Below are 11344 nucleotides of genomic sequence, written 5' to 3'. Positions count from 1 at the left end.
GTTACAAGTGGAAAATCTGATGTCGTACGCAACCTATCCAAGCCTGGCGGACAAAACCATCGTCGTAACCGGCGGCGGCAGCGGGATCGGCGCCGCGATCGTCGAGGCCTTCGCGCAGCAAGGCGCACGCGTGTTCTTCCTCGACGTCGCCGAGCACGATTCGCTCGCGCTGCAGGAAACGCTTCGCCACGCGAAGCATCAACCGCTGTTCCGCCGCTGCGATCTGAAAAATGTCGATGCAATCGAAAGCACGTTTGCGGCCATCGTCGAAGCGGCAGGTCCGATCGACGTGCTCGTCAACAATGCCGGCAACGACGACCGGCACGAAATCGGCGAGCTCACCGCGAGCTACTGGGACGACCGTATCGCGGTGAATCTGCGCCACCAGTTCTTCTGCGCGCAAGCCGCCGCGAACGGCATGCGTCGCGCGGGGCGCGGCGTGATCCTGAATCTGGGCTCGGTGTCCTGGCATGTCGCGCTGCCGAACCTCGCGATCTATATGACGGCCAAGGCGGGCATCGAAGGGCTCACGCGGGGTCTCGCGCGCGATCTGGGCGGCGCGGGCATCCGCGTGAACTGCATCATTCCGGGTGCGGTGAAGACGCCGCGGCAAATGCAGCTGTGGCAATCGGCGGAGAGCGAAGCAAAGGTCGTCGCGAGTCAGTGTCTGCAACTGCGCATCGAACCCGAGCACGTCGCGCGCATGGCGTTGTTCCTCGCGTCCGACGACGCGTCGCGCTGCTCCGGCCGTGATTACTTCGTCGACGCAGGGTGGTACGGAGAATGAGCATGCAGGTACCTGTGTGCGTATGGGCGGTCGGCGCCGAACTGGCTGAAGGGCCGCTGTGGCAGGCCCCCGAGAACGCCGTGTATTTCGTCGATATCAAGGGGCGCCGGATTCATCGGCTGTGCGTCGCGAGCGGCGAGCAGCGGTCCTGGCAGGCGCCCGACCAGCCCGGTTTTCTGGCGCCGCTCGCTAACGGCACGTTCGTGTGCGGGCTGCCAGGCGGCCTGCATCGCTTCGATCCGGCGAGCGGGGAGTTCAGCAAGCTCGTCGACGTCGAACCGCATCTGCCGGGCAACCGCCTGAACGACGGTTTCGTCGATGCCCAAGGGCGCTTGTGGTTCGGCTCTATGGACGATGCCGAAGAGGCGCCGAGCGGCACGCTGTATCGCGTGAACGAGCAAGGCGCGGCGATCGCGCAGGACGATGACTACGTGATCACGAACGGCCCGGCGATGAGCCCGGACGGGCGCACGCTGTATCACAACGACACGATGCGGCGCGTGGTCTATGCGTTCGACGTCGCCGCGGACGGCACGCTGTCGGGCAAGCGCATCTTCGCCGCGATCTCGGGCGACGGCCATCCCGACGGCATGGCCGTCGATGCCGACGGCTTCGTGTGGATCGCGCTGTTCGGCGGCTGGCGGATCGAGCGTTATTCACCGGCGGGCGAACTGGTCGATCAGGTGCCGTTGCCGTGCGCGAACGTGACGAAGCTCGCGTTCGGCGGCGACGATCTGCAAACCGTCTATGTGACGACCGCATGGAAGGGGCTGACTGCCGTCGAGCGCCAGCATCAGCCGCAGGCGGGCGGGCTGTTCTCGTTCCGGGCACCAGTGGCGGGACAGGTTCATGCTCGCTGCACGGTGGGCTTCGAGCGTTGAAACGACAAAACACAGCGACAGGACAAGCCGCAATACGAAACCCTGACGTTGCCTGGTCGCTCCGCAAGGAGCGGCCCGCTATCATGTGCGTTCCATGACTTCCGCGCATTCGCCCCGATTCCTATCATGACGTCCAGGCCGCCAGTCCCGCCCCGCATGTCCGATGTTGCCGAACGTGCGGGCGTCTCGAAGATGACCGTGTCGCGCGTGCTCGCGGGCCGCAACGTGTCGCAAGCGACCCGCGAACGCGTGCAAAAGGTCATCGACGAACTCGGTTACGTCGCCGATGCGGCGGCGGGCGCGCTGTCGTCGGGACGCTCGGAGTTCGTCGCGGTGCTGGTGCCGTCGCTGTCCAGCTCGAACTTCTCCGACACCGTGCGCGGCCTGAATGCCGCACTGAATCCGCACGGTCTGCAACTGTTGCTCGGCGATACGGACTACCTGCTGGAGCAGGAGGAACTGCTGGTGCGCTCGATGCTGCGCCACCAGCCGCGCTGCGTCGCATTGACGGGCGGCCGGCACACCGAGGCGACGCGCATGCTGCTGAAGCGCGCCGGTATCCCGGTCGTCGAAATGTGGGATTTGCCCAGCGATCCGATCGATACGGTCGTCGGCTTTTCGAACTCGGCGGCGGCGCGCGCGATGGTCCGCCATCTGCACGAGCGCGGTTATCGGCGGATCGGCTTTATCGCGGGCGCCAGCGAGCGCGACCGGCGCGGGCACGACCGGATGCGCGGCTACGTCGCCGAAGTCAAGGCGCTGGGCCTCGGCGAGCCGCGCGTGATCCGGCTTGGCGATTCGCCGATCACGATGAGCCACGGCGCGCCGGCGATCAGCGCATTGCTGGACACGTGGCCCGATACCGAGGCCGTGATGTGCGTGAGCGACATGTCGGCGTTCGGCGCGATCATGGAGTGCCATCGGCGCGGGCTGTCGGTGCCGGGCGACATCGCGGTTGCCGGTTTCGGCAACTTCGAGGTGTCGTGGTGCTGTCAGCCGAGCATCACGACGGTATCGGTCGATGCTTACGGCATCGGCCTGCGCGCCGGCGAGACGCTGCTCGCGGCGCTCGCTGACCGTGAAGCCGGCGGCGTGCATCGCAGGAAAGCGGTGAAGATCGATTTCGCGGTGATTGCGCGCGATAGCGCCTAATGGGCGCGTCGCTGAATTCGCAAGCCGCGAACGCGTCGAACTACCCTTAATCAGACAGATCAGGGATATCCCTTGGTTGTCCGGACGGTAAGCCGGGCGTAACATCCACAGCCAGAAATGTTACCGGTAACTTTGCCGGCAACGGCATTTGCCAACAAAAACACGCTGATGGAGAAACGAATGACCGCTGTACCGTCCGCCATCGCCGCGCCCACCGCGCGCGTCGACGAGTTCGAGGAAAGGACCTATCGCAAGGTCGTACGCCGGCTGCTGCCGATACTGTTGCTGTGCTATGTGGTTGCGTATCTGGATCGCGTGAACGTCGGCTTCGCGAAGCTGCAGATGCTCGACGATCTCGGCCTGTCCGACACGATGTACGCGATCGGCGCGAGCGTGTTTTTCTGGGGCTATTTCATCTTCGAAGTGCCCAGCAACGTGTTCCTGCATCGCTACGGCGCGCGTTTCTGGATCGCACGGATCATGTTCACGTGGGGGCTCGTGTCGATGGCGCTCGCGTTCGTCGCGCCGCTCGCGCAGATCGCGCACGTCGAAACCGCGACGATGTTCTACATCCTGCGCTTCCTGCTCGGGCTCTGCGAGGCCGGCTTCTTTCCCGGCGTGATTCTGTATCTGAACTTCTGGTTTCCCGCGCAGCGCCAAAGCCGCGTGATGTCCGGCTTTCTGATCGCGATGCCGGTCAGTCTGATGCTCGGCGGCGTCGTGTCGGGCTGGCTGATGGAACATACGGCGGGCCTGCTCGGCTATCAGGGCTGGCAATGGATGCTGCTGATCGAGGGCGTGCCGTCGCTGCTGACCGCGTTCGTCGTGTACTTTTCGCTCGACGACGGCATCGACCGCGCCCGCTGGCTCACGCCCCAGGAAAAGAGCCTGCTGGCGGCGAATCTGCAGCGCGAAAGCGCGCACAAGACCGCGCGCTTCGGCTCGGCGGTGCGCGATCCGCGCGTCTGGCTGCTGGTCGCGATCTTGCTCACCTTCAATACCGGCTTCTACGGCCTCGCGTTCTGGCTGCCGTCGATCATCAAGGCGACCGGCGTGCAGGACCCGCTGCATATCGGCCTGTTGACCGCGATCCCCTACGGCGTGGCGATCGTCGCGACGCTCGCGAACGCCGCGCATTCGAAGAAAACCGGCGAGCGGCGCCTGCATGCGGCGATTCCGGCGCTGATCGGCGGAGTCGGTCTGATCATGAGCGCAGCTTTGGCGCATCATGTGGTGTGGGCGATCACGTTTCTGACGATCGCCACCGCCGGCATCCTCGCATTGATGCCGATTTACTGGACGTTCCCGGGACAGTTGCTGTCGGGCGCCGCGGCGGCGGCCGGCATCGCGATGATCAACGCGATCGGCAATCTGTCCGGATTTACTGGTTCGATGATCACCGCCGTGGCCAAAAACCTGACCGGCGACATCAACAACGGCACCTACGCACTCGGTGCGTGTCTGCTGGTCAGCTGCGTGCTGATCCTGCTCGTGCCGCGCACGATGCTGACGCGGACCACGTCGAACGAAGACAGCCCGCCTGGCCGCGAGACGGCGCGGGCACGGAAACACGCAGAGCACGCATAAGCGCGTATCAGCAACCCTCACCCAGACAGAGAGACACGCATCATGTCAGCATCCACCCCGCGCCGACTGCGCAGCCAGGAATGGTTCGACGATCCCTCGCATGCGGATATGACGGCACTGTACGTCGAGCGATTCATGAACTACGGTCTGACGCGCGAAGAGCTGCAGTCGGGCCGGCCGATCATCGGCATCGCGCAGACGGGCAGCGATCTCGCGCCCTGCAACCGGCATCACATCGAACTGGCGGCGCGCACGAAAGCCGGCATTCGCGACGCGGGTGGCATTCCGATGGAGTTTCCGGTGCATCCGCTCGCCGAGCAGAGCCGCCGGCCGACCGCCGCGCTGGACCGCAATCTCGCGTATCTGGGTCTCGTCGAAATCCTGCACGGCTTCCCGCTCGACGGCGTGGTGCTGACCACCGGCTGCGACAAGACCACGCCCGCGTGCCTGATGGCCGCGGCCACCGTCGACATGCCGGCGATCGTGCTGTCCGGCGGCCCGATGCTCGACGGCTGGCACAACGGCAAGCGCGTCGGCTCGGGCACCGTGATCTGGCATGCGCGCAATCTGCTCGCGGCCGGCGAGATCGACTACGAAGGCTTCATGGAGCTGACCACCGCATCCTCGCCGTCGATCGGTCACTGCAACACGATGGGCACCGCGCTGTCGATGAATAGCCTCGCCGAAGCGCTCGGCATGTCGCTGCCCGGCTGCGCGAGCATTCCGGCCGCATATCGCGAGCGCGGCCAGATGGCCTACGCGACCGGCAAGCGCATCGTCGATCTGGTGCGCGAGGACGTGCGGCCGTCGAAGATCATGACGAAAGAAGCGTTCGAAAACGCGATCGTCGTCGCATCGGCGCTCGGCGCGTCGACCAACTGCCCGCCGCATCTGATCGCGATCGCGCGGCACATGGGCGTCGAGCTGAGTCTCGACGACTGGCAGCGCGTCGGCGAGCAGGTGCCGCTGATCGTCAACTGCATGCCCGCGGGCGAGTATCTCGGCGAGAGCTTCCATCGCGCGGGCGGCGTGCCGGCCGTGATGCACGAGCTCGCGAAAGCCGGCCTCGTGCACGAGGAATGTCTGACGGTGTCGGGCCGCACGATGGGCGAAATCGCGGCCGCCGCGCCGACGCCGGATCGCGAGGTGATCAAGACGACCGACGATCCGCTGAAGCACGGCGCGGGCTTCATGGTGCTGTCGGGCAACTTCTTCGACAGCGCGATCATGAAGATGTCGGTGGTCGGCGATGCGTTCCGCAAGACCTATCTGAGCGAGCCGGGTGCGGAGAACACCTTCGAAGCACGCGCGATCGTGTTCGACGGCCCCGAGGACTATCACGCGCGCATCAACGACCCGGCCCTCGAAATCGACGAGCATTGCATTCTCGTCATTCGCGGCACCGGCACGGTCGGCTATCCGGGCAGTGCCGAGGTCGTCAACATGGCGCCGCCGGCGGCGCTCGTGCGCCAGGGCATCACGTCGCTGCCCACACTGGGCGACGGCCGGCAGAGCGGCACGTCCGCGAGCCCGTCGATTCTGAACATGTCGCCGGAAGCGGCGGTGGGCGGCGGCCTCGCGCTGTTGCGCACGAATGACCGCATCCGTGTCGATCTGAATTCGCGCAGCGTCAACGTACTGGTCGACGAAGCCGAACTCGCGCGACGCCGCGAAACAGTGAAGTTCGAGATTCCGGCCGCCCAAACGCCGTGGCAGGAGCTGTACCGCAAGACGGTCGGCCAGCTTTCGACCGGCGGCTGTCTGGAACCGGCGACGCTTTATCTGAAGGTGATTGCCGAGCGCGGCAACCCGCGGCATTCGCATTGATATGCAGGTGACAAGGCCGGGCTTCGCACGCAACGCGACGCCCGGCCTTGCCCGTTTCCCCACTTATTCGAAAGAGCCCATCCCATGTCCGCAACTTCCTCCTCCAGCTTTCTTCCCGGCGATCTGAACGACGCGCTGCTGATCGGCCGCGTGTGGCGCAAGACCGAGCAGCATGAAGGACCGTGCGTGGTCGTCGTGCGCGGCGGCGAGGTGTTCGACATCACCGCAAGCGTGCCGACCACCGCCGATCTATTCGAACGCGACGATGCCGCGCAATTTGCGCGCAGCGCGCCGGGCGCGCCGCTCGGGCCGGTCGCGCAACTGATTGACGCAAACCTGCCGGGCGCGAGCACCCCCGCCGTGCGCCTGCTCGCGCCGTGCGACGTGCAGGCGATCAAGGCCTGCGGCGTCACGTTCGCGGTGAGCCTGATCGAGCGCGTGATCGAGGAGCAGGCCGGCGGCGATCCGGCGAAGGCGAAGGAAGTGCGCGAGACGATCGCATCGACGATCGGCACCGATCTGTCGAAGATCAAGCCGGGCTCGGAGGCCGCGATGAAGCTGAAGGCCGAGCTCGAGCGTCGCGATGCGTGGTCGCAATACATGGAAGTCGGCATCGGTCCGGACGCCGAAGTATTTTCGAAATCGCAGCCGATGTCGGCGGTCGGCTTCGGCGCGGACGTCGGTCTGCTCGCCGCGTCGGTGTGGAACAACCCGGAGCCGGAGATCGTGCTCGCGGTGAATAGCCGCGGCAACATCGTCGGCGCGACGCTGGGCAACGACGTGAACCTGCGCGACATCGAAGGGCGCTCGGCGCTGTTGCTCGGCAAGTGCAAGGACAACAACGGCTCGTGCGCGATCGGCCCGTTCGTGCGGCTGTTCGACGACACCTTCTCGCTCGACTCGGTGCGCAGCGCGAGCGTGTCGCTGCGCGTCGAAGGCACCGACGACGACTTCGTGCTCGACGGCGTGAGCCATATGAGCGAGATCAGCCGCGATCCGGCCGACCTCGTCGCGCAGACCTGCGGCCGTCACCATCAGTACCCGGACGGCTTTATGCTGTTCCTCGGCACGATGTTCTCGCCGATCAAGGACCGCGACGCGCCCGGCGCCGGTTTCACGCATCACCTCGGCGACCGCGTGACGATTTCGACGCCGCAGCTCGGCGCGCTGACCAACACGGTGCGCCTGTCCACCGAAATCGAACCGTGGACGTTCGGCGTGCGCGCGCTTTATCGCAACCTCGCGGCTCGTGGCCTGCTGGTTGCTGAATAACTGGATCGTCGCTGCAATTTTCGAAAGGAGAATCAGGACATGAGTCAATTTGCAAACTACATCGACGGACAGTGGGTCGACGGCGCGAGCGTATCGCGCAACGTCAATCCGTCGAATCTCGACGACGTGATCGGCGAATTCGCGCAAGCCGACGCCGAGCAGACGCACCGCGCGATCAGCGCCGCGCGCAAGGCTTTCGCGACGTGGTCGCTGTCCACGCCGCAGCAGCGCTTCGACGTGCTCGACCAGGCGGGCAGCGCGATCCTCGCGCGCAAGGCAGAGCTCGGCAAGCTGCTCGCGCGTGAAGAGGGCAAGACGCTGCCCGAGGCGATCGGAGAAGTGGGCCGAGCCGGCCAGATCTTCAAGTTCTTCGCGGGCGAAGCGCTGCGCGTCGGCGGCGAAATCGTGCCGTCGGTGCGGCCGGGCATGACGGTCGAAATGACGCGCGAACCGGTTGGCGTGGTCGGCCTGATTACGCCATGGAACTTTCCGATCGCGATTCCGGCGTGGAAGATCGCGCCGGCGCTCGCGTACGGCAATACGGTCGTCATCAAGCCGGCCGATCTGGTGCCGGGCAGCACGTGGGAGCTGGTCAAGATCATCGCCGAGGCTGGCGCGCCGGCGGGCGTGATCAACCTCGTGATGGGCCGCGGCTCGGTGGTCGGCGAGGCGCTGGTGTCGTCGCCGCACGTGGATGCGATCAGCTTTACCGGTTCCGTCTCGACGGGCCGCGCGATCGGCGCGAAGTGCTTCGAGTCGGGCAAGAAATTCCAGCTCGAAATGGGCGGCAAGAATCCGATGGTCGTGCTCGACGACGCCGATCTCGATGTCGCGGTCGAAGCCTGCATCAACGGCGCGTTCTACTCGACGGGCCAGCGTTGCACGGCATCGAGCCGGCTGATCGTCACCGCGGGGATCTACGACCGCTTCATCGACGGCATGAAGGCGCGCATGCGCGCACTGAAGGTCGGCGATGCGCTCGCGGACGGCACGCAGATCGGCCCTGTCGTCGACGACAAGCAACTGGAGCAGGACGAGCGCTATCTGGCGATCGCGCGCGAAGAGGGTGGCACGGTGTTCGGCGGCGAGCGCGTCCAAGGCGTGACGCCGGGCAACTTCCTCGCGCCGGCGCTGGTCACGGAGACGACCTCGGCGATGCGCATCAACCGCGAAGAGGTGTTCGGGCCGGTCGCGTCGGTGATCAAGGTCAAGGACTACCAGGAAGCGCTCGCGGTCGCTAACGACACCGAGTTCGGTCTGTCGGCCGGCATCTGCACGACGTCGCTGAAGTACGCGAGTCATTTCCGCCGCCATGTGCAGGCGGGCATGGTGATGGTCAACACCGCGACGGCGGGGGTCGATTATCACGTGCCGTTCGGCGGCAGGAAGGGATCGAGCTATGGTCCGCGCGAGCAGGGCGCGTACGCCCGCGAGTTCTATACGTCGGTGAAGACCGCGTATATCAACCCGGGTGCGGTCTGACGCGACACTAGCAGGGCTTCCCAAAACGGAACTGGCCCGCCATTGCATTCAATCGCGATGGCGGGCCAGCAGGGGAAGCTGCAAGAGCGCTATGGCAAAGCGCTCCGGCAGGTACAGCTACATCAACGGCAACTTTCCAACCGGGAACGCGGCTTACTGCGCTGCGCGGCCCTGTTGCGACGAACCGCTGGTCACGCCGCCGACCGCGCTGTTTTGCGCCGCGACGCGGGCTTCGGCAGCCTGAATGTTCGACGGATATTCGTTCGGGTTCGAACGCGAAGGGTTGTAGCCGGCCTTTTCGATCTGAACCAGCTCTTCACGAACTTGCGCGCGGGTCAGCGGCTGGTTCGATTGAGCGAAAACAGCAACCGGAGCAGCGAGGGTAGCGGCGATAACGACAGCTTGAACGAGCGATTTCATTTTTACTACCTCCAGGTTTTGTCTTGTTAGGCTGCGAAACCGTTTGTTTGCAGCAGTGATGACAGTCTAGGGGGAGTCGGAACTAGGGTAAATACCTAATTCCTGAACTCACTGTTTCCATAACTAAAACAATATTGGGGCGGCAAGGCTGTCGAGCATCGATTTGCGAAGCGATCGACGGTGGATCGGGCGCGTGTATCAGCCGGCTGACACGGCTTGGACAAGCAGCCAGCCAGCGACGCCGATGGCTATGGCGCCGATCGCCCGTGCGACGCGCGCGCCGTCCGGCGCCACTCGCTCGGCGGTGATGGCGGCCGTCACGGCAGCCATCAAGCGCAAATCCATCATGCCGGCGACCAGCAGGATCGCCGTCAACCCGGCGCAGCAACCGGCACAATCCACCCCGATGCGCAGCCCGTAGCGCCACGCGCTTGCCGCGTCGGCGGCGAGGCTCGGTATCGCGCGACAGCAGGCGAGGCGGCGGGCTTTCCACGTGCTGAACTGCAATACGCCGGCGAGCAGGACGACCACGCCGGCCGCCAACGGCACCGAACGAGCGAGAGCTAGCCACCGCAACTCGAGCGTCGCGAGCGACGCACCGAGCGCAAACACCGCCACGCCGAGCGCAGTCCATACGACGGCATACGCGCCGCTCACCAGCACCGTCAGCAGCGCCAGTCGCCCCGCGCTCGCCCGCGCGCCGACCGCGTCGCGATAGCGCAGCAGCATCGGCATCAACGACGGCAGCATCATCGCCGCCATCATCACGATCCACATGCCGATGAACGACGCCGCGGTGCGGGCCCACGTGCGCCCGCAGGTCGGCATCCACAGCGTCGACATCGACCAGCCGCCTGGCATCGGCAGCGCGCCCATCGCCGACATCGACGCGTTGTGCGCCAGCGTCGCCGCGACGCTCGCGATGAACACCAACGCGCAGACGCCGACGAACACGCGCTGCGATAAGCGCATCGCGCGCCACGTGGAGAAGTGCTGCCCGCTCGCGCAGGCAGCGCGCACGAGCGGGCCCATCACCGCTCGTACTCGTCGTGACGGCGCCACCAGATGCCGGTCTCGTTGCGTCCCTTCGGCGCGCGATCGAGCCACTGGTACATGCCCCACAGCGCATCGACGCCGCGCGCGTAGGTCGAATACGTGTGATAGACGACGCCGTCTTCGAGCACGAACGCGCTCATGCCGGGCCGGTCGCGCGAATAGGTGGCCGCGTCGGTGCCGCAGGTCGCCGCGAATTGCGCGACGGGTTCGGGCGCGGGACTCACGTCCATCGCGTGACTGTTGCGTGCGTAGTTGTATTCGATATCGCCGGCGCGCTGCTGTGCTTCGGTGAACGAGACATTGAAGTCGAAATTGAAATCGCCGCTTGCCGACGACGCCCATGGAAACGTCCAGCCCATGCGCCGCTTATACGCCTGCAACTTCTCGAGCGGCGCGCGCGACACCGCCATCAGCATCACGTCGTGATGCGCGAGATGCACGGCGAAGCCGCCGAAGCCGTCCGCGATCGACGAGCACGACGGGCAGCCCGCCTTATAGTCGGGCCCGAACATGAAGTGGTAGACGAGCAGCTGCGAACGTCCGCTGAACAGCTCGGCGAGCGACGCGCTGCCTTCGTCGGTATCGAAGCGGTAGGCCTTATCGACCTTCACCCACGGCAGCGCCTGGCGTTGCCGCGCGAGCTCGTCGCCGTGTCGCGTGTGGGCTTTTTCCGCGTCGAGCAGCGCGCGGCGCGCGTCGAGCCACTGTTCGCGTGTTCCGACCGGATGCATGGTCATCGTGGGTTCCTCCGTGGGTCGTGCCGCGCCGCGCGAGCTCTTGCCCGAAGGCGTCGGTGACGGTTGATGGTCGTGCTAGATTAGAACCGGGCATCGATCGGATGGGAGTGACAAGTGTGGCGGGATTCGCTTGATGCATTGAC

At 65.6% G+C, this 11344-nt stretch carries 10 protein-coding genes; 7 read left to right on the top strand and 3 right to left on the bottom strand.

Going from position 1 to position 11344, the window contains the following annotated elements:
- The first annotated feature begins 19 nt into the window (after positions 1 to 19).
- From AB3X95_RS12215 to AB3X95_RS12185, 7 genes are all read left to right on the top strand, one after another.
- A complete protein-coding gene (locus AB3X95_RS12215; protein WP_184227002.1) occupies positions 20 to 787 on the top strand; it encodes an SDR family NAD(P)-dependent oxidoreductase in 768 nt (255 codons plus the stop codon).
- A complete protein-coding gene (locus AB3X95_RS12210) occupies positions 784 to 1668 on the top strand; it encodes an SMP-30/gluconolactonase/LRE family protein (protein ID WP_368621442.1) in 885 nt (294 codons plus the stop codon). Before AB3X95_RS12215 ends, AB3X95_RS12210 begins: the two co-directional genes overlap by 4 nt.
- 156 nt (positions 1669 to 1824) lie before the next feature.
- A complete protein-coding gene (locus AB3X95_RS12205) occupies positions 1825 to 2820 on the top strand; it encodes a LacI family DNA-binding transcriptional regulator (RefSeq protein WP_368621441.1) in 996 nt (331 codons plus the stop codon).
- A 180-nt stretch (positions 2821 to 3000) separates the two neighbouring features.
- Positions 3001 to 4407, top strand: coding sequence for an MFS transporter (locus tag AB3X95_RS12200; RefSeq protein WP_176121550.1), 1407 nt, complete (start codon positions 3001 to 3003; stop codon positions 4405 to 4407).
- Between the two features lie 42 nt (positions 4408 to 4449).
- Complete coding sequence (locus AB3X95_RS12195) at positions 4450 to 6234, top strand: IlvD/Edd family dehydratase (protein ID WP_176365356.1); 1785 nt, start codon at positions 4450 to 4452, stop codon at positions 6232 to 6234.
- 84 nt (positions 6235 to 6318) lie between these two features.
- Positions 6319 to 7506: a fumarylacetoacetate hydrolase family protein gene (locus tag AB3X95_RS12190; RefSeq protein ID WP_368621440.1), complete on the top strand. Its 1188-nt coding sequence runs from the start codon at positions 6319 to 6321 to the stop codon at positions 7504 to 7506.
- 39 nt (positions 7507 to 7545) lie between these two features.
- Positions 7546 to 8988, top strand: a complete 1443-nt coding sequence (locus tag AB3X95_RS12185; RefSeq protein WP_018433696.1) for an aldehyde dehydrogenase family protein — start codon at positions 7546 to 7548, stop codon at positions 8986 to 8988.
- 153 nt (positions 8989 to 9141) lie between these two features.
- Here the strand turns inward: AB3X95_RS12185 and AB3X95_RS12180 are convergent, their stop codons facing one another.
- From AB3X95_RS12180 to AB3X95_RS12170, 3 genes are all read right to left on the bottom strand, one after another.
- On the bottom strand, positions 9142 to 9408 hold the full coding sequence (locus tag AB3X95_RS12180) for a DUF4148 domain-containing protein (protein WP_176121554.1): 267 nt from the start codon (positions 9406 to 9408) through the stop codon (positions 9142 to 9144).
- A 198-nt stretch (positions 9409 to 9606) separates the two neighbouring features.
- The gene (locus tag AB3X95_RS12175; protein WP_368621492.1) at positions 9607 to 10440 is read right to left on the bottom strand and encodes a DUF2182 domain-containing protein; all 834 of its coding nucleotides are present in this window, start codon (positions 10438 to 10440) and stop codon (positions 9607 to 9609) included.
- Positions 10440 to 11201: a DUF899 domain-containing protein gene (locus tag AB3X95_RS12170; RefSeq protein WP_368621439.1), complete on the bottom strand. Its 762-nt coding sequence runs from the start codon at positions 11199 to 11201 to the stop codon at positions 10440 to 10442. Before AB3X95_RS12170 ends, AB3X95_RS12175 begins: the two co-directional genes overlap by 1 nt.
- Between the last annotated feature and the right edge of the window lie 143 nt (positions 11202 to 11344).

It is taken from the genome of Paraburkholderia sp. BR13444, assembly GCF_040948755.1.
Classification (GTDB): domain Bacteria; phylum Pseudomonadota; class Gammaproteobacteria; order Burkholderiales; family Burkholderiaceae; genus Paraburkholderia; species Paraburkholderia youngii.
The sequence above is the reverse complement of the archived record's forward strand: the minus strand, read 5'-3'. Positions and strand labels throughout refer to the sequence as shown.

Excerpts from the sequence above, each read along its gene's own strand:
- AB3X95_RS12180 (WP_176121554.1), bottom strand. The coding sequence starts at position 9,408 with ATGAAATCGCTCGTTCAAGCTGTCGTTATCGCCGCTACCCTCGCTGCT.
- AB3X95_RS12185 (WP_018433696.1), top strand. The coding sequence starts at position 7,546 with ATGAGTCAATTTGCAAACTACATCGACGGACAGTGGGTCGACGGCGCG.
- AB3X95_RS12175 (WP_368621492.1), bottom strand. The coding sequence starts at position 10,440 with ATGGGCCCGCTCGTGCGCGCTGCCTGCGCGAGCGGGCAGCACTTCTCC.
- AB3X95_RS12195 (WP_176365356.1), top strand. The coding sequence starts at position 4,450 with ATGTCAGCATCCACCCCGCGCCGACTGCGCAGCCAGGAATGGTTCGAC.
- AB3X95_RS12190 (WP_368621440.1), top strand. The coding sequence starts at position 6,319 with ATGTCCGCAACTTCCTCCTCCAGCTTTCTTCCCGGCGATCTGAACGAC.
- AB3X95_RS12200 (WP_176121550.1), top strand. The coding sequence starts at position 3,001 with ATGACCGCTGTACCGTCCGCCATCGCCGCGCCCACCGCGCGCGTCGAC.
- AB3X95_RS12210 (WP_368621442.1), top strand. The coding sequence starts at position 784 with ATGAGCATGCAGGTACCTGTGTGCGTATGGGCGGTCGGCGCCGAACTG.
- AB3X95_RS12205 (WP_368621441.1), top strand. The coding sequence starts at position 1,825 with ATGTCCGATGTTGCCGAACGTGCGGGCGTCTCGAAGATGACCGTGTCG.
- AB3X95_RS12215 (WP_184227002.1), top strand. The coding sequence starts at position 20 with ATGTCGTACGCAACCTATCCAAGCCTGGCGGACAAAACCATCGTCGTA.
- AB3X95_RS12170 (WP_368621439.1), bottom strand. The coding sequence starts at position 11,201 with ATGACCATGCATCCGGTCGGAACACGCGAACAGTGGCTCGACGCGCGC.